The following is a 17,072-nucleotide window of genomic DNA, read 5'->3' on the forward strand; positions in this document are numbered from 1 at the left end:
GCGGCACGGGACGCCAGAAAACGGCCCAGCACCCGGATCACGACCAACCCGGCCTGCCGTCGACCCGGGCCCCGTCGGAATTGACGAACTGCCGGTAGAAGCGACCTCATTGGGCGATTCTGCGGTAGCAGATGCGAGTGAGACGGCAAGGTCGGTCGCACCCGATCAGCCGGCCGAAGTGTTCTGTGTCGCCTCACATGCTTCGGTGAGGGCTCGCTGCCTGAGGTTGCCGCCGAACAACTGAATCCTGGTGGAGGCCAGGACGTCGTCCCTGCCGATGGTCCACCCGTCTCCCCTGCGGGCGGACAGGGCCCGGACGGAATCCTCGGGGGACGGGGGTGGGGCCGGTTCGCCCGGTATCACCAGGCTGACCGTACCGAAACGTCTGCCCCCGCGCTCGCGGACGACCACGGCCGCGTCCCGGGCGAGGTCCGTCAGGAACGCACTCGCGATTCCGTCCAGGTCGCGGACCATCGCCGGGACGGCCGTCGCCCCCTGTCTCCGCAGCAGCTTCTTGACCCCGGCCTCGAACCTGTGGGCGCCGACCACAGCACTCGGTTTGCGCGGCCCTCTGCGCTCACGAACAGGCACGATGACACCCTCGGCGTCGTACAGGACACCGGTCATGCCTCGAAACGTCGGGCTGTGGAGGTACCACTTGCACCCCACCTCGATCTCGACGTTCCGGTCGATCGCCGAGACGAGGTCCCGGGGAATCAGCTTCTTCCGGGCCTCCTCCGCCGCCGCTCTCCTCGCGCCGTCGATGATCTCCGTCAGCACTGTCCGCGTCACCGACGCGGCGGTCCACGCGGCCGACCGGGAGACGTGCATCGGGGTCACGTCCCTGAACACCGCTTTGACGAGGGAAGGCTTGAACGGCGAGACACCCGTGATCGAGGCGGTCTCAGGACCACTGCGCTCAGGGCGTGCGGGCTGTGCGGCCATCGGAAGAAACGCTCCCTGCTGTCGGAGTTGCCGGAGGCCCGCACTTCACCACGCAGACCCGCGCTCTTCCCCCATCTTCCGTCGAAGCGGCGCCCGGTCAAGGAGCTGGCGGGCACATCCCGAACCGGCGCACCCGCACCCGTCCGGGAGACCGGATCGGTGACCTGCAAGCCATGACCGCCTGCCGCTCCCTCGTCACCGGCCTCGCACACGAAGACCGCCTCGGCGCCGGCACTCGACACCGTCAGAGCCTGACCGCGCGGCATGGCCGCCCCGAACCGGGGTGCTCACATCCTGCCCACTGCCCGCCCCCTCACCGCCCGTCAGCCGTGCGGTACGACGGCCACAGGGCAGGAGGCGTGGTGAATGAGGGCGTGAGTAACGGAACCGATGTGGGACCCCCTGGCCGCCCTGCGCCGACCGGTGACCACGAGAGCCGCATCGTGCGCGGCTTCGACGAGGCGCTCGGCCGCCCGCCCAGGCACCGACACTTCGGACACCTCCACCGCCGCAAACCTGTCACGGAACGGGCGCACCGCATCGGAGAGCACCGACGCCTTGTCGGCGTCCTCGGCCGCTTTGCGGCGCTCGGTGAAGGGGGCGTGCCACGTGTGCACGACCTCCAACGGCACGCTGTGCCGCCCGGCGAAGTCGAAGGCGAACTCCAGCAGTTCGTCCTTCACGTCGGCCACGTCGAGACCGAGAACCACTTTCCGGCGGTTTCTCTCACCGGTAGGTCCGGACCCGCTCCCGTCATTTCCAGGACGTACAAGAACCACTGGACGCTGCGCGTCCGCGACGACCTCCTGGCCCACGGAACCCACAATGAACCCGCGGACACTTCCGAGCCCATGAGAGCCCACGACCAGCAGATCTGCCTCCGCCGCGGCGGCCAGCAGCACACTGCTGGGGGCATCCTCGACTTCATCGGCCGTCACCACGAGATCCGGCTGCCGGTCCCGGACACGTCGCTCCGTCGCAGCGAGCACACCTTCCGCCTCACTGGCGCGATCCTCGTGCGACACCTTCATGGCAGCCAGCTGATGCTCCGCCCACCGCGTGGCATACACCAAGCGCAGGACGGAACCACGCAGCGCCGCCTCGTCGGCGGCCCAGTCCAATGCCGCCTCACTGCCCTCGGAACCGTCCACTCCCACGGTGACAGGTCGTGACATACCGCTCTCCTCGCCTCGGGGCTGTCGTCAACGGGCCATCACAACGTGGGCCGCGTGTGAGCACCACGTCCGAGACAGCGGGTCACGAAGCTACCGAGCCGCTGAAAACGCAGTGGTGCACCGCGCTCGGCGACGCTGTCGAAGTGCCCCATCCGGACGACGGCACTGCGATGGCAGCGCCTGTGCCGGCCGGCCTTGGCCAGACACCGTCCTGACTCCCCCGGCAGAGGCCGGCCGGTCGACGGCGGAGCCGGTCGGCGCCACTCTGGATGCCGCGCTTGCGGCCCCGGCGCGGTCAACCACGGCGGAGACGGGAGCGGGTCGACTGCACGGTCCGAGGTGGCGTCGGAGCGAGGCGGAGAAACAATCGGAGAGCGCAGAGCCTCGCCCTCGCAGGAAGGCCCCGGCCGGCTCCACGACGCACCGGTCAGCCGGCCGACCGACGGAACCGACGGGACCGGATGCAGGGCCACGAAGGTGCTTCCGGCTCTGGCCGCCGAGCCGAACAGGCCCGTCGCGGAAGCGGGCCGGATGTCCTGCCGGTAATGGCGGACGAGGTCGGGGAACTCCTGGCGGAGCCTGCGCGAGGACACACCCTTGAGGGAGTTCACCAGCCAGGACACGGCGGCCTTCGGCAGGAAGTTCACGGGCAGGTGGACGTGGTCGGCCTCGCCGTTGAACTCGACCAGCTCGGGTTCGCCTGTCGCGGTTCTCGCTCCGATGTCCCACAGGAGTCGTAGGACGCCGGCCCCGGAGAAGGGTGTCTGCCGACGGGCCTCCTCGGCCGGCCCGAGGGTGAGGTCGGCTCGGATGATGCCGTAGCGGCTTTCGAAGCAGCGCCAGTGACACCAGGCCGCGCTTCTGTCGAGCCGCAACTGCTCGGCGGCGGTGGCGAGGGACTCCCGGAAGGCGAGCGGAAGCGGACGGACAGCACCGAGCTCCTCCAGCAGGTCGAGATCGACTTCCCGCTCGTCGTGGGCGAGGTACTCCCAGACGTCGTTCACCGTGACGTCGTTCTCGGTGGCGACGGCTTCGGGTACCAGCAGGGAGGCGTCTTCCAGCAGCTCGCGAACGTCCATCCCCCCGATTCTGGACGATGTCGCCTCCCGGGCTCGGCGTTCGCCTGAAGCGTGGACCCCCCTCCCTGACAGTCCGGGTCCGGTCCTTCAGGCCGGGTCACGTCGACGTGTCGGCTCCTGCGGCAGCGTGGCGGGCCCTCATGGGGCCGCGCCGGTCCAGGCAGAGGGCGGTCGCGTCGTCCTGCGGGTGGCTCTGGCAGGCTTCGGTGACCGCGGCGATCAGGCTGCGTACGACCTCGCGGGGATGCTCGGTGGCGGTGTCGCGGATGCCCAGGAGGCTGTCGACGCCGCTGATGGCGTGACGGTCGGGTTCGGTGCCCCTTGACCTGCTCGGATGCCGTCGAAGCGGGCGGGCCGCGGGCAGGAGCCCGACTTCGGTGACGACCGCGGCATGCGGGAAGTATGCAAAACCTTTCAACCACCGAAAGGCCAGATGGCCTGCCCTTTGGCGTGCATGACGGGAACGTGGCTGAAAACCTTTGCAGAAAGTTGCGTGATGATCCATGCGGCCCCAGGATTCAGGACATGACAAATCGCATGACCCGCATATCGCGTCCCGTCGCTCTCGCCACCATGACTGCGGCAGGTCTCTTGACGACCCTGACCACCGCCCCGTCCGCTGTGGCGGCCACCGGCTCGCCGGCTCCGGAGTGCGTGGAGTACTTCCAGAGCTGGCGCTACACCGACGTCCACAACGGCTGCGGCAACACCGTCTCCGTCACGGTCGAATACACGGACGGCCAGTGGGCCCCGTGCCGCGTCATCGAGCCCGGCGCCTGGGCGACCTTCTCCGGCTACGGGACGAACGGCAACTACGTCACAGGACTGCGGACGTGCGACCCCGCCCCCGCCGACGGCGCCTGATCCCCGGAGATCACGGGCCGACGATCGCTCAAGCCGACAGCCACACCCTCAACGGCTCCTGTCAGGACCTTGAAGAGCGGGGTGGTTGCGCAGGACGGCCCATACGCACCTCCCCCACCGTGGCCCCCGGGACGTCGTGACAGTTCGCCCGGGGGTTCCGCGGCGCGCGGCCCTGCCCGGGGTGGAGGAGCAGACCCCCGCCAGGGCGCAGACCGGGGTTCTCAACCGGTGACGCAGTGCCCCTCGGCAGGCCGAGGGGCATTCGGGTAACCGCCACCGCTGGTGGCCAGGCTGAGGGTGTCTCAGCCCCGAGATGCCTCAGGCGGCGCAGCCTCTATAGACGAGACGAGACGTGACGGGCGTCGCGATCACGTGCCGCAGCGGCCTCTCAGAGGTGGTCGTCCAGGAACTTCCGTATCTCGGCGATGGTCACGGGCCCCGTGCCGCGCGCCACTGCCTCTCCCTCCTTCAGCAGGACGTAGGACGGGGCTCCGGTGATCCCGTATCGCTCGGTTGCGGCCGGACAACGCGTGATGTCGGCGCGGACGGCCGTCAGGCGGCCCGTGTAGTCGTCGGCGATGCCACCCACGACGAGGTCCATCACCCGGCAGGGCTCGATCGCCTTGGGCCATGTCCCGGTGAAGTACGCAAGGACCGGAACCCCGCTCATCCCGAGGATGAAATCGAACTCCGCGTCCTCACGGGGCCGGTGAACCCTCTTCGCCATGGAAGCTCCTGACCTCACGTTCCGCTGTTCCGTCCCCATCATCCCCCGCCCGGTGTGCCAGGTCGGTCCGGTCGGTCCGTCCGGTTGACCTGCCGGAAGGGAGGCACGGGGCCGTCGCAGCACCACGGTGGTCCCCGGTGCGAGCGGCCCGGCAGCTTCTGCCCCTGGTGACCCGGCCCGGCCGCCCCGCCGGTCACCCGCCTGCAGCCCGCCGCGCGCCCGCGGGTCAGCTCGTGCCAGGACAGCGCCCTTTGGAGCCAGACGAGCCGTATCCGCCACCGCGCTCCTCGGAGACAGCGCCCCCGACGGGCTTCCCGATGCCTTGTCCGTTCTTCGCGTCACCCCCGGTCTCGCCTGGCTGAGACCGCTGCTTCCCCGGGCCGCACGAGCCGGCTGACGGCACCGGGAACGAGGCACGGTTCCTGGACCGCTCGCGGACGCGGTCGCGGACGGCCGGCATACGCGTCAGCTGTCCCGAAGACCCACCGCCAGTGTGAGTTCAAGGACCCGCTGCGGCGATGCGAGATCCGGAAACAGCTCCCGCAGCTGTGACATCCGGTACCGGACTGTCTGGGGATGGACGAACAACGCCGCCGCTGCCTCGTCCCGCCTGCCCTGGTGCAGCAGCCACGCCCGCAATGTCTCCTCCAGTCGCCGTGCGGTCGCGACAGGCAGGGTCCGCAACGGCGCGAGGGCTCGGGCACGCAGGTCCGCGAACGCGTCCGCGTCGGCGCTCAGCACCAGCTCGGGCAGGTGGTCCTCGGTGTCGCGGATGCCGGAGGAGAGGGAGCGTGCGCGTAGGGCTCGTGCGTACGAGGCGGACGCACGCGTCCATGGCCGGGCCGGACCGACCACGGCGGTGCGGTCGGTCAGCTGCCGCAGGAGACGTGATCGGTCCGCATCGGGGACGAGCAGCACACCGGTGGCGTCCGGCAGATCGTCGAGGACGAGGGTGCTCGGGTCGAGCGTGCGGTAGGCAGGCCGGGCCTGGGCCGCGGGCAGCAGGACCGCGGTCAGCGAGACCGGAGGCTGCCACCCGGCGCGTTGCACGGAGGCCAGCAGCGCGTCCGGGCTCGCGCCGGCGAGGAGGTCGCGGGCCAGGTGTTCCAGGTGGCGCTCATGGGCTCTGCCCTGGGCGGCCAGCTCGTCGGCGTGGCCCGCGGCGCTCGCGGCGGAGAGCTCGTCGATGTAGGCGAAGGTCAGCTCGGCGAACTTGGCGACCTCGGCGGCGGGCAGACCTGCGGGTACGGCGCCCGCTGCCAGGCATCGCCAGGCCACGCGGGCCCCGACGCGGTAGGCGCTGAGCAGGGCGTCCATCGAACGGCCGTCGCGCACCTCGCCGCGGCCCAGCTCGTAGGCCGCGTCACCGGCGTCGCCGCCTGTGGCGTTCCCGCTCGCGAGGTCCAGGTAGTGCCCCAGGGCGGTGCGGACGGCCCGGCGGATGGTGCCGCCCATGCGGCCCGACAGGGCGTTGGCGTAGGGAGGGACCTCGTCGATGATCGCCTGCACGATTTCGTCGGCGGTGGTCTTCAGCGCGGCCCTGATTGCGGTGACCGTCGTCTCGTCCAGGGCCAGTTCGCTGACCCTCCGGATTGCATGACTCATGATTTTGTACCCTGCGAACAATTCTGCCGACCAGATTTACGTCCTTTGGTCAGGACTTTACGCCTCGAGGCGCAGCAAGCTGGGGGCATGACGAGTGCAGCCCTCCGCAGCAGGGCGTGGAAACTGCTGGAGATGGTCACGACGCCGCTGCTGCCGTCGGACTACCTCGACCTGGTCAGCCCACTGCGCGCGGGCGCTGACCTGCGTGGGCGCATCGAGGCCGTGCACCCCGAGACGGGTGACGCCGCGACTGTCGTGATCAGACCGGGACGGGGCTGGCGCGGGCACACAGCCGGTCAGTACGTGCGGATCGGGGTCGATGTCGACGGGGTGCGTCTGTGGCGTGCCTACTCCATCACCTCGCCGACGAACCGCCAGGACGGCCGCGTCACGATCACCGTGAAGGCGATCCCGGACGGCAAGGTCAGCAACCACCTGGTCCGCAGGGCGGCACCGGGCACGCTGATCCAGCTCGACCAGGCGACCGGTGACTTCGTGCTGCCGCAGGCCAAGCCCGCCAAGGTGCTCTACCTGACGGCCGGCAGCGGCATCACACCCGTGATGGGCATGCTGCGCGACACCGAGTTCGACGACGTCGTCATGGTCCACTGCGCGCCGCAGCCGCACGACGTGATCTTCCGCAACGAACTGCACGACCTGGTCGCGGCCAAGAAACTGCGGCTCACCGAGGTGCACACCGACACGGACGGCATGCTCGACATCGCCCGTCTCGACGAACTCGTGCCCGACTGGGCCGAGCGCGAGACCTGGGCCTGCGGGCCCGCGGGCCTGCTCGACGCCGCCGAGAAGCACTGGGCCGGGCACGGCGTCCCAGAGCGCCTGCACACCGAACGCTTCCGCGCCGGCATCGTCGTCGCCGGCGACGGCGGCGAGGTCACGTTCAGCGCCACCGGCAGGACCGTCGATGCGGACGGCAACACGCCGTTGCTGGACATCGGCGAGGAGGCCGGCGTGCTCATGCCGTCCGGGTGCCGCATGGGCATCTGCTTCGGCTGCACCACGCCGCTCAAGGCGGGCGCCGTCCGCGACCTGCGCACCGGCGAGATCACCGAGGCCGAGCCGGGCGTCCTCATCCAGACCTGCGTGTCCGCCGCGGCGGGCCCCTGCGACATCGAACGGTAGGAGCACCTTGACCGCCATCGACCCTACCGCCCACCTGACCGCGGAGCAGATCGAGGAGCTCGGCCGCGAGCTGGACGCGATCCGCGACGAGGTGCTCGCCGACCGCGGCGAGAAAGACGCCGCCTACATCCGTAAGGTCATCTCGGCGCAGCGCAAGCTCGAGCTGGTCAGCAGGGGTGTGCTGCTGTTCTCGTTCTTCCCGCCCGCCTGGCTGATCGGCACCGCCGGGCTGTCCGTGGCGAAGATCATGGACAACATGGAGATCGGCCACAACATCCTGCACGGCCAGTGGGACTGGATGCGGGACCCGAAGATCCACTCCACCACCTGGGAGTGGGATCACGTCTCGCCGTCCGACCAGTGGAAGCACTCGCACAACGAGCTGCACCACAAGTACACCAACGTGATCGGCAAGGACAACGACCTCGGCTACGGCATCATGCGCGTCGACGAGGACCAGAAGTGGCACCCGTTCCACCTCGGCCAGCCGCTGTGGAACTTCATCAACGCCTGCTTCTTCGAGTATGGCATCGCAGCGTACGACCTGGAGCTCGGCAAGAACCTGCACAAGCGCCGCCGCAAGAACCCGGAGTTCCGCGCGCAGGCCAAGGCCGTGGGACGCAAGATCCGCAAGCAGGTGCTCAAGGACTACGTGATCCACCCGCTGCTGTCGGGCCCGTCGTTCCTCACCACGCTCGCCGCCACGTTCACCGCGAACCTGGTCCGCAACCTCTGGTCCCACTCGGTGATCATGTGCGGGCACTTCCCCGAGGGCGTACAGGTCTTCGAGCGCCGGTCGATCAAGGGCGAGACGCGCGGCCAGTGGTACCTGCGCCAGATGATGGGCTCGGCGAACATCAGCGGCAGCAAGGCCATGCACTTCATGACCGGCAACCTGTCGCACCAGATCGAGCACCACCTGTTCCCGGACCTGCCGAGCAACCGGTACGCCGAGGTCGCGGTGAAGGTGCGCGCGCTGTTCGAGAAGTACGAGCTGGAGTACGTCACCGGGCCGCTGCCCAAGCAGGTGTTCTCCGCGTGGCGCAAGGTCGTCCGGCTCTCACTGCCGAACAAGAAGCCCAAAGTCAAGGTCAGGACGCCGGACCGCGAGCAGGAGGTCCTCGCGGCCTGATTCCCGATTCAGATCCTGCGGCCTTACCGGCGGCACCGCCGGGTCCGGTGAGGCCCCAGCCTGAACCCGGTGCAACTGCCGTGGTCCTTCCTCGCCCGCACCGGCCCGACCATCCACCCAGCACCCCACCGAACTTACGAAAAGATCAGCAGGAGCCGTTCGGCGGTCTGATCCAGCCCAAGGACCGCTCGACGGCCCGTTGCCAGTTCTCGTACTCCGACGCCCGTCGCGTGGGGTCCATGTCCGGCAGCCATTGGGCCGCCCGGTGCCAGTTGCCGCGCAGCACTTCCAGGTCTGCCCAATAACCGGCGGCCAGCCCGGCGGCGTAGGCGGCGCCCAGGGAGACGGTCTCGGCCGCCATGGGCCGCACCACCGGCACGTCGAGGACGTCGGCCAGGATCTGCATGAGGAGGTTGTCGGACGTCATGCCACCGTCGACCTTCAGCTCTCTCAGGGTGAGCGAGGAGTCGGCGTTCATGGCGTCGACGACCTCCTTCGTCTGCCAGCCGGTGGATTCGAGGGCCGCCCGGGCCAGGTGTCCCTTGGTGATGTACGAGGTCAGGCCGACGATGACGCCGCGTGCGTCGCTGCGCCAGTGGGGTGCGAAGAGGCCGGAGAACGCCGGGACGATGTAGCAGCCGCCGTTGTCCTCGACGGTCCGCGCGAGGGTTTCGATGCCCGGTGCGCTGCTGATGAGTTCCAGCCGGTCGCGGAACCACTGGACCAGGGCGCCGGTGACGGCGATCGGGCCTTCCAGCGCGTAGACCGCGGGCTGCTCGTCGATCTTGTAGGCGACGGTGGTGAGCAGCCCGTTGCTGGACCGGACGACCTCGGTGCCGGTGTTGAGCACCAGGAAGCTGCCGGTTCCGTAGGTGCACTTCGCCTCGCCCGGGGAGAAGCAGGTCTGTCCGAAGAGCGCGGCCTGCTGATCGCCGAGCGCGGCCGTGATGGGTCTGCCGGGAAGCACCGAGCGGTCCTCTCCGTACCACTCCGCCGAGGAGCGGATCTCGGGCAGGATCGCGTGCGGGATCCCGAAGAACCCCAGCAGTTCCTCGTCCCATTCGAGCGTGCCCATGTTCATGAGCATCGTGCGGCTGGCGTTGGTCACGTCGGTGATGTGGCGGCCTCCTGCCGTCCCCCCGGTGAGGTTCCAGATCAGCCAGGACTCCATCGTGCCGAACAGGACGTCGCCGTTCGCGGCCCGCTGTCCCAGACCGGGCACATGGTCGAAGAGCCAGCGGATCCGTGGGGCGGAGAAGTAGGTCGAGGGCGCCAGGCCGCAGCGTTCCAGGAAGAACGCGTCGCCCGGGTCGCTGCGCAGGTCTTCGACGAGCGGGGCGGTACGGGTGTCCTGCCAGACGATCGCCCTGTTCAGCGGGGTGCCGGTGTGCCGGTCCCACAGGACGGTCGTCTCGCGCTGGTTCGCGATGCCCAGGGCCGAGACGGCCTCGGCGGCGACGCCGTCGCCCGCGCCGGAGAGGGCCTCGGGCACGATGCGCCGCAGATTGCGCCAGATCTCCAGGGCGTCGTGCTCGACCCAGCCGGGCTTCGGGAAGAACTGCTGGTGCTCGCGCTGGGCCACGGACACCAGTCGCCCGCGGTGGTCGAACAGGATGCACCGGGTGGAGGTGGTGCCCTGGTCGATGGCCATCACATACCGTTCGACCATGATCCGGACCGCCTTCCGATGCATGGAGATGCGCTGCGCGAGGGGCCTACCAGCGAGCGGCCCCCAGGTTTCGTGAGATCGCCCAGGCGGCCTCACGGAGCAGGGTGAGCAGCTTGAGTTCCGGCCGGCCCCTGGCGTCGCAGATCCGCTCGACCGGGCCGGACAGGCCGATGGCGCCCACCGCGAGGCCGCCGTGCCCCCTGATGGGCGCGGCGACGCCGGCTTCCCCCATGCTCATCTCCTGCACTTCGCTGCCCCAGCCGTTCTCCCGGATCTCGGCGAGGGCGTGGGTCAGCTCGTCCGCGTGGGCCAGGGTGTGCCGGGTGTACGCCTCCAGACCGGCGTCGACCGCCGAATCGAGGTTCGCGGTGCCGAACGCCAGCAGCACCTTTCCGAGCGAGGAGGCGTGCAGGGGCAGCAGTGCGCCCACGTCCAGGGTCTGGAGGGTGTCGTCCGGCCGGAAGACGTGGTGGATGACGAGCACTCTGCCTTCGAGGGGGGTGCCCAGGCGGACCGCTTCGCCGCTGCGGGCGGCCAGGGCGTCGGCCCAGTTGATCGAACGTGATCGCAGTTCGTTCACGTCGAGGTAGCTGGTACCGAGATGCAGGAGGGCCGCCCCGAGCTGGTACTTTCCGGTCGCCGCGTCCTGCTCGACGAAATCCACGTGCTGAAGGGTGCGCAGAATGCCGTGGGTCGTCCCCTTCGCCAGCCCCAGCGAGGCGGCCACTTCCCCGAGCCCGAGCCGACGGGGGCCCGCGGCGAGCAGGCGGAGGATTGCCGCCGCCCGTTCGATGGACTGGACGGGACCGGCCATACCGCGATTCTAGATCCGCCTTCCCCGTCCCACATCGGCCATTGCATGGAGGTCTCCCTCGATCTCGACTTGCGTTCGGCAATGCCGACCGATGTTTATTGACCGGCCCCATATCACTTCATAGCGTGCGTGCAGTCGGCACCCGTCGGCACCGTTCGTCGAGGAGGGCAGATGGCCGCCCAGCTCAACATCGTCGGCCCCAAGGCAGTCGATCGCCTCGGCCCCGACACCGCCGATCATGTCTGCCCCGTCCCCCACGCCCCGGGGGCCGTGCCCGCCGTCCGCGGACGGGTCCGCAACCTGCTCGCCGAGTGGGGCCTGTCTCCCGACGCCGTCGCGGACGCACTCGTGGTGGTCTCGGAGCTCCTGACCAACGCACTGGTACACGCCCTGCCACCGGCGACGCTGCGGCTGTCGTGGGTCCGCGTCGACGGACATGGGGCCCTGCGCGTGGAAGTGACCGACGCGGGACCCGTCCTCGCCGGTGACGGGTGGGGAAACTCGGACCCGGACGAGCACGGCCGCGGCATCGACATCGTCACCGCGTTGGCCGCCCGCTGCGGCGTACGCGTCGACGCCGAGGGGATCACGCGCTGGGCCGACCTCCCTGCGGCCTGATGTGTTGACTCGCAGGCCCAGGACGTGTGCCCTGCCATCGGGTCCGCATCGCGGTCGCCCAGCGCCGGCACCAGCACCAGCGTTGCCGCCGGCCGTGCGCATGCCTCAGTGATTGCGGTCGAGTACGACCACGTCGTCGCCCATGCCGATGACGAGGTCCGGACCGGCGGCGGTCACGCACTGGGCCCGCGCCGGCAGCGCGATCTTCTCCCGGAGCCGGGCCGGAGCGAGGTCCCAGACGTGGACCGTACCGCTGCCGTCCAAGGTGACGGCGTCCGTACGGCCGTCCCGCGTGGTGCAGGCCACCGCGAGAACTCCCGACGGGTGTCCCGGAAGAGTGGACCTCAGGGTGCCGTCCGTCAGGTCCCACACCTGTACCGCGGTGTCGTTGGCGCCCACGGTCAACGCGTGCGGACGGCCGTCCAGGACGGTACCGGCGAGTGCCCGTACCCAGTGGTGCCCTGTGCGGACGGTGGCGGTGATGCGTCGGCCCTTCCCCGTGAGCCTCCACAGCCGCAGTGCGGCGTCCTCGCTGCCCGTGAGGAGGTGGGGGCGGCCGTCGACGGTGACGGGCTCCATGGCCCGCACCGCCGACCGGGTGCGGTCGGCGAGGAGCGGGCGTTCCACGTCCTCGTCCGGATCCCACACGCGTACGGTGCGGTCCTGGTCGGAGGTGACCACGTGGGGACGGCCGTCGATGTCCGCCCATGCCACGCTCTCCACCCGGTGGTCGGGTCCGGGGAGGTTGCGGAGTCCGGTGCCTGCGGCGAGGTCCCAGACCCGGGTGACACCGCAGCAGCCTCCGACGGCGGCGTGAGGGCTGCCGTCGGCCGTCGTGCACGCCAGCGCCTCCACCCGGTGGCCATGGGAGAGGGTGTGCCGTTCCGTCCCGTCGGCCAGGTCCCAGACCCGGATCGTGGTGTCGTCGCCCCCGGTGACGGCGTGCGGACGGCCGTCGATCTCCACGGCGCCCACGGCCCGTACGGTCTCGGTGTGGCCCTCGCGTGCCGCGGGCAGGGCGGCGTCACCCAGGTCCCACACGCGCGGGCTCGCGGAGTGCCCACCGCTCACGGCGTACGGGCGCCCGTCGAACTCCGTGCAGGCCAGCACGTCCACATAGCCGTGGTGTCCGGTCAGGACCGCGTACTCCGTGTCCTCGGTCAGGTCCCACACGCGAATCGCGCAGTCACCACCGGCGGTGAGCACGTGGGGGCGTCCGCCGAGGTCGACGCAGCTCACGGCGGATGTCCACGAGGCGTGTCCGCCCAGCACAGCGCGCTCCGAGCCGTCGGTCAGGCACCAGACCCGTGCCGCGCACTCCCCGCCGCCCCCGGTGACGGCGTGGGGGATGCCGTCGATCACCGTGCAGGCCACCGAGTAGACGGCGGACGTGTGACCGGTGAGCACGGCCCACTCGACGCCGTCCTCCAGGTCCCACACCCTCACCGTGTTGTCGTAGCCCCCGGTCACGGCCACGGGGCGGCCCTCCACCTCGGCGAACGCCACCGCTCGCACCTCGTCGGTGTGGCCGGGCATCCGCGCCCGTTCCGACCCGTCGACCAGGTCCCACACCCGGACCAGGCAGTCCTCTCCCGCGGTGACCGCGTGCGGCCGGCCGTCGATCACCGTGCAGCCCACCGCGCGTATCCAGCCCTTGTGGCCTTTGAGGGCGAACCGCTCGGCTCCGGTCTCCAGGTCCCACACCCGTACGCCACCGGAGCAGGTTCCTGTGACGGCATGGGGACGTCCGTCGATCTCGGCGCAGTCCAGTGCGTAGACCCCGTCGTCCTCGGTGACGACAAGGCGCTCGGTACCGTCCACCAGGTCCCACACACGGACGTTCGAGTCGTAGCAGCCGGTCACCGCGTGGGGGCGCCCGTCGATGACGGTGCACGCGGCGGCGTCCACGCCCGGTCCCGTCCGGGTGAAGCGCAGCGCGGGATGGACCATCGTGCCGGTCGCCCAGCGCGGCCGCCACGGGCGGCCGCGGGACAGCTCCCGGGCGAGGCCGGTCTCACCGTGGCGCGCGGCGTCGACGGCGAGGATGTCCCGCCTTTCGGGCAGACTCGCGGTGGCATGGACGTGGACGGACGCCCGGTAGATGCTCCGCCGCACCCGCCCCTGGGACGAGCCGGGCGTGTTGAGCGCACGGAGCAGCCCCCGCGGGTCCGCGTGCACCAGGTACTCGGCGTCCTCCAGCACCTCGTCCAGGACACCGGCCGCGGCGGCGTGGGCTGCGAGATGGTCGACGATGTACGGTACGGCAGCCGACCAGTCGCGGTGCCCGCCGCCCCCGTCGAGGGGCACCTCGGCCAGCAACGCGCTCGTGACCGCCCGTTGCGTCTGCCGCTCGCCCGACCGGTCTCCCCGGGCACGCAGCCGGTAGGCCGCACCCGCCGGTGTCCGCGTCTCGACCAGGAGTTCGCCCGCCCGGTCCCGGAACACGCTCACGTCCTGAGCCGTCCACGGGCGACCCGACAGGGCGCGTGCCAGGACCGCCCACAGGGCAAGGGGCAGACCTGCGCCTTCGGCGAACGCCAACGGCCGCAACAGCGCGGCTTCGCCGTCGGAATCCAGCGTCAGCCCGTCGGCCCCGTTGTCGTTCGCCATCACCACACGCTCCTCGCAGCCCGTTCACGACTCCGTCCCTCTCCGCGTCGGGGGCCGGGTCACCGATCTGGCCACGGATGCTACAGACAGCCACTGACAGCAGCGGCGGAAGCGTCCTGTGGGCCATGTGGTTCCGACGAACCAGACCGTGGGCCTGCGGGCGTGAGTCTGTTCCGCTTCGGCGGACACCTCTGGTGCGGTGGTCAGGCCGCGAACGGTCGGCAGGTTCCGGACCTGTCTGCGGGCTCTGTCTGCGGGAACCGAACTGGTCATCCGCCCCCTTCCGCAGCGGCGGAACGCTGCGGCGCGCGGCAGTCGTCTGTCAGCATCTGCTGAACGGCTGCGATTTCCGGGCCCGTTGAGGGCCACCAGGAGGACGGCGTACCGGTCCACCGCCCTCTCCTCAGCCGGCCCGCCACATTCTCCGCACTTGCACCCATAGTCGGTATTCGGCCACCGATAAACGAACTCCCTTGTGGCAAAAGGCACTTCCGCAACCGGCCGTGTGCATGACATCTTGCGTCCATCATCTGTTTCGTACGACCCGGCCTGACCACCGGGTCTTCGGAGGACGCATTGATGCCCCACAGATCCAGCCGACCTCGACGTACCCTCGTGCTGGCCGCCACGCTCGGCGCGGCGCTCAGCCTCGGGGCCCCCGCCGCACTCGCCGACACCGCCCCCGTCTCCCCCTCCGGCTCCGGCTCCGCCGCCCCCGCCCCCGCGGCGGCGCCCCAGGCCGCGGCCCCCGCTTCCCGGAGTGCGGCCTGGGTCGCCGGCACCCGCGCCTACCTCGTGATCACCGCCCCCGGTGACACCACGGCGGTCCGCAACGCGGTCACAGCCAACGGCGGAACGGTCTTCCAGTACTACGACGCGATCGGTGTCATCACCGCCCACTCCGCGTCCGCCTCCTTCGCCGCCACGATGCGCGGCGTGAGCGGGGTCCAGCAGGTCGGCGCCACCCGCACCTCCGACGTGCCGGCGGACGCCTACAACCCGGCGCTGCCCGCCAACCCGGCGCAGTCCACCACCCCTTCGGGCGAGCCGGTCCGCGCCGACATGACCCAGATCAAGGCCGACCAGGCATGGGCCGTCACCACGGGCTCCGCCTCAGTCAAGGTCGGCATCCTGGACACCGGTGTGGACGACCAGCACCAGGATCTGGCGCCGAACTTCAACGCCGCGGACTCCGCGTCCTGCGCGTACGGCAAGCCGGACACCCGTACGGGTGCCTGGCGCGACGTCGGCACCCACGGCACGCACGTGGCCGGTACGGTCGCGGCCGCCAAGAACGGCAAGGGCGTCATCGGCGTGGCTCCCGGCGTGAAGATCTCCTCGGTGCGCATCGCCGAGCCCGGCAGCTCGCTCTTCTTCGCCGAGAACACCGTCTGCGGCTTCATGTGGGCCGGTGACCACGGCTTCAAGGTCACCAACAACAGCTACTACACCGACCCGTGGCAGTTCAACTGCCCGGACAACGCCGACCAGGCCGCGATCATCGAGGGCGTCAGGCGTGCCCAGGAGTACGCGGAGGGCAAGGGCTCGCTCCAGGTCGCGGCGGCCGGCAACTCCAACATCGACCTGGCCAACAAGACGACCGACACCGAGAGCCCGAACGACTCGACGCCGGTCACCCGCACCATCACCAACGCCTGCCTGGACATCCCGACCGAGCTGCCGGGCGTCGTCACGGTCTCGGCGATGGGCACCACCGCGAAAGCCTCGTACTCCAACTACGGCCTGAACGTCGTCGACGTCACGGCCCCGGGCGGAGACACCACCGGCATCTACAGCACCCTGCCGGGCGGCAAGTACGGCTCCATGAGCGGCACCTCGATGGCCTCGCCGCACGTCACCGGTGTGGCGGCGCTGCTGGCCAGCACCAACCCCGGCATCACCCCGGCGCAGCTGCGCGACAAGCTGGCCACCCAGGCCAACGACGTCGCCTGCCCGTCGGACAGCCGCTGCAAGGGCACCGCGGCCAAGAACGGCTTCTTCGGCGAGGGACAGGTCGACGCCCTCAAGGCCGTCGGCAGCACCCCGCCGCCCGGCAAGTACTTCGAGAACACCGCGGACTTCGCCATCGGTGACAACACGACCGTGGAGAGCCCGATCACCGTCAGCGGCGTGACCGGCAACGCCCCGGCGACCCTCAAGGTCGGTGTGAACATCGTGCACACCTACATCGGCGACCTGAAGGTCGACCTGATCGCCCCGGACGGCACCGTCTACACGGTCCACAACCGCTCGGGCGGCAGCACCGACAACATCAGCCAGGTCTACACCGTCAACGCCTCCTCCGAGGCCGCCAACGGCACCTGGAAGCTCCGGGTCAACGACAACGCCGGCGGCGACACCGGCAGGATCGACTCCTGGAACGTCACCTTCTGAGGGGCGCACACCGGAGCACTCAGCACTGGAGCACGTCGGCGAGCCGGTCGAGGACGACGTCTCAGTGCTGCTGAGGGGCCATCGGGGAGCAGTGCAACTGCGCCCCGGTGGCCTTCGCCGGCTTCATGTCCTCGCGCCGCGTGCGCAGCAGCTCGTTCCGGACCCGGTCGGTCTTTGCCTTGTGCGCGATCCGCAGCCGCACGCCCCGCGGACCACCGATCGCGTGCGCACAGCGCCGGCGAGATCCCTACGACGGCAATGGGCAGGCCCGTGACCAGCGGACAGATCACTCCCGCT

Annotated in this window: 14 protein-coding genes and 2 pseudogenes; 5 read left to right on the forward strand and 11 right to left on the reverse strand. The window is 70.2% G+C overall.

Annotated features, from left to right (window positions below):
• Positions 1–165: 165 nt before the first annotated feature.
• From ACIQGV_RS18460 to ACIQGV_RS18480, 5 genes and pseudogenes are all read right to left on the reverse strand, one after another.
• On the reverse strand, positions 166–945 hold the full coding sequence (locus tag ACIQGV_RS18460; RefSeq protein ID WP_402495987.1) for a hypothetical protein: 780 nt from the start codon (positions 943–945) through the stop codon (positions 166–168).
• Positions 946–1,268: 323 nt separating this feature from the next.
• The gene (locus tag ACIQGV_RS18465) at positions 1,269–2,120 is read right to left on the reverse strand and encodes a universal stress protein (protein WP_402495990.1); all 852 of its coding nucleotides are present in this window, start codon (positions 2,118–2,120) and stop codon (positions 1,269–1,271) included.
• Positions 2,121–2,662: 542 nt separating this feature from the next.
• Positions 2,663–2,812, reverse strand: a pseudogene (locus ACIQGV_RS18470) (transposase); the annotation flags it as partial.
• 3 nt (positions 2,813–2,815) lie between these two features.
• Positions 2,816–3,199 (reverse strand): annotated as a pseudogene (locus ACIQGV_RS18475) (hypothetical protein); the annotation flags it as partial.
• A 97-nt stretch (positions 3,200–3,296) separates the two neighbouring features.
• Positions 3,297–3,617: a hypothetical protein gene (locus ACIQGV_RS18480; RefSeq protein ID WP_402495993.1), complete on the reverse strand. Its 321-nt coding sequence runs from the start codon at positions 3,615–3,617 to the stop codon at positions 3,297–3,299.
• A 119-nt stretch (positions 3,618–3,736) separates the two neighbouring features.
• Between ACIQGV_RS18480 and ACIQGV_RS18485 the strand changes: the two genes are divergently transcribed.
• Positions 3,737–4,063, forward strand: coding sequence for an alpha-amylase (locus tag ACIQGV_RS18485; RefSeq protein WP_402495996.1), 327 nt, complete (start codon positions 3,737–3,739; stop codon positions 4,061–4,063).
• A 388-nt stretch (positions 4,064–4,451) separates the two neighbouring features.
• On the opposite strand, the gene ACIQGV_RS18490 is transcribed toward ACIQGV_RS18485, so the two are convergent.
• The gene (locus tag ACIQGV_RS18490; protein WP_402495999.1) at positions 4,452–4,790 is read right to left on the reverse strand and encodes a thioredoxin family protein; all 339 of its coding nucleotides are present in this window, start codon (positions 4,788–4,790) and stop codon (positions 4,452–4,454) included.
• Between the two features lie 465 nt (positions 4,791–5,255).
• Positions 5,256–6,395 carry a PucR family transcriptional regulator gene (locus ACIQGV_RS18495; protein ID WP_402496002.1) on the reverse strand — a complete coding sequence of 380 codons (1,140 nt, stop codon included), beginning with the start codon at positions 6,393–6,395 and terminating at the stop codon, positions 5,256–5,258.
• Between the two features lie 87 nt (positions 6,396–6,482).
• Here ACIQGV_RS18495 and ACIQGV_RS18500 point away from each other — a divergent pair, with 87 nt between their 5' ends.
• Together ACIQGV_RS18500 and ACIQGV_RS18505 are read left to right on the forward strand one after the other, a co-directional pair.
• A complete protein-coding gene (locus ACIQGV_RS18500) occupies positions 6,483–7,538 on the forward strand; it encodes a ferredoxin reductase (RefSeq protein WP_402496004.1) in 1,056 nt (351 codons plus the stop codon).
• Positions 7,539–7,545: 7 nt separating this feature from the next.
• Entirely contained in the window at positions 7,546–8,670 is a 1,125-nt protein-coding gene (locus ACIQGV_RS18505; protein WP_402496006.1) for a fatty acid desaturase family protein, read from the forward strand.
• A gap of 145 nt (positions 8,671–8,815) precedes the next feature.
• Here ACIQGV_RS18505 and glpK read toward each other — a convergent pair whose 3' ends face one another.
• Together glpK and ACIQGV_RS18515 are read right to left on the reverse strand one after the other, a co-directional pair.
• Complete coding sequence (gene glpK, locus ACIQGV_RS18510; RefSeq protein WP_402496009.1) at positions 8,816–10,339, reverse strand: glycerol kinase GlpK; 1,524 nt, start codon at positions 10,337–10,339, stop codon at positions 8,816–8,818.
• A gap of 46 nt (positions 10,340–10,385) precedes the next feature.
• Positions 10,386–11,153: an IclR family transcriptional regulator gene (locus tag ACIQGV_RS18515; protein ID WP_402496012.1), complete on the reverse strand. Its 768-nt coding sequence runs from the start codon at positions 11,151–11,153 to the stop codon at positions 10,386–10,388.
• Between the two features lie 171 nt (positions 11,154–11,324).
• On the opposite strand from ACIQGV_RS18515, the gene ACIQGV_RS18520 reads away from it, so the two are divergent.
• Entirely contained in the window at positions 11,325–11,771 is a 447-nt protein-coding gene (locus ACIQGV_RS18520) for an ATP-binding protein (protein ID WP_402496016.1), read from the forward strand.
• 105 nt (positions 11,772–11,876) lie between these two features.
• Here ACIQGV_RS18520 and ACIQGV_RS18525 read toward each other — a convergent pair whose 3' ends face one another.
• Complete coding sequence (locus tag ACIQGV_RS18525; protein WP_402496018.1) at positions 11,877–14,381, reverse strand: WD40 repeat domain-containing protein; 2,505 nt, start codon at positions 14,379–14,381, stop codon at positions 11,877–11,879.
• Between the two features lie 579 nt (positions 14,382–14,960).
• Between ACIQGV_RS18525 and ACIQGV_RS18530 the strand changes: the two genes are divergently transcribed.
• Positions 14,961–16,775 (forward strand): S8 family serine peptidase, encoded by a 1,815-nt coding sequence (locus ACIQGV_RS18530; protein WP_402496020.1) that lies wholly within the window; start codon positions 14,961–14,963, stop codon positions 16,773–16,775.
• A 61-nt stretch (positions 16,776–16,836) separates the two neighbouring features.
• Here ACIQGV_RS18530 and ACIQGV_RS18535 read toward each other — a convergent pair whose 3' ends face one another.
• Entirely contained in the window at positions 16,837–16,977 is a 141-nt protein-coding gene (locus tag ACIQGV_RS18535) for a hypothetical protein (protein ID WP_402496023.1), read from the reverse strand.
• Between the last annotated feature and the right edge of the window lie 95 nt (positions 16,978–17,072).

This window comes from Streptomyces sp. NPDC093094 (genome assembly GCF_044754345.1).
GTDB lineage: Bacteria > Actinomycetota > Actinomycetes > Streptomycetales > Streptomycetaceae > Streptomyces.

Coding starts and splice junctions, on each gene's coding strand:
- ACIQGV_RS18490 (WP_402495999.1), bottom strand. CDS start 4,790: ATGGCGAAGAGGGTTCACCGGCCCCGTGAGGACGCGGAGTTCGATTTC.
- ACIQGV_RS18500 (WP_402496004.1), top strand. CDS start 6,483: ATGACGAGTGCAGCCCTCCGCAGCAGGGCGTGGAAACTGCTGGAGATG.
- ACIQGV_RS18525 (WP_402496018.1), bottom strand. CDS start 14,381: ATGGCGAACGACAACGGGGCCGACGGGCTGACGCTGGATTCCGACGGC.
- ACIQGV_RS18530 (WP_402496020.1), top strand. CDS start 14,961: ATGCCCCACAGATCCAGCCGACCTCGACGTACCCTCGTGCTGGCCGCC.
- ACIQGV_RS18465 (WP_402495990.1), bottom strand. CDS start 2,120: ATGTCACGACCTGTCACCGTGGGAGTGGACGGTTCCGAGGGCAGTGAG.
- ACIQGV_RS18520 (WP_402496016.1), top strand. CDS start 11,325: ATGGCCGCCCAGCTCAACATCGTCGGCCCCAAGGCAGTCGATCGCCTC.
- ACIQGV_RS18515 (WP_402496012.1), bottom strand. CDS start 11,153: ATGGCCGGTCCCGTCCAGTCCATCGAACGGGCGGCGGCAATCCTCCGC.
- ACIQGV_RS18485 (WP_402495996.1), top strand. CDS start 3,737: ATGACCCGCATATCGCGTCCCGTCGCTCTCGCCACCATGACTGCGGCA.
- glpK (WP_402496009.1), bottom strand. CDS start 10,339: ATGGTCGAACGGTATGTGATGGCCATCGACCAGGGCACCACCTCCACC.
- ACIQGV_RS18460 (WP_402495987.1), bottom strand. CDS start 945: ATGGCCGCACAGCCCGCACGCCCTGAGCGCAGTGGTCCTGAGACCGCC.
- ACIQGV_RS18495 (WP_402496002.1), bottom strand. CDS start 6,395: ATGAGTCATGCAATCCGGAGGGTCAGCGAACTGGCCCTGGACGAGACG.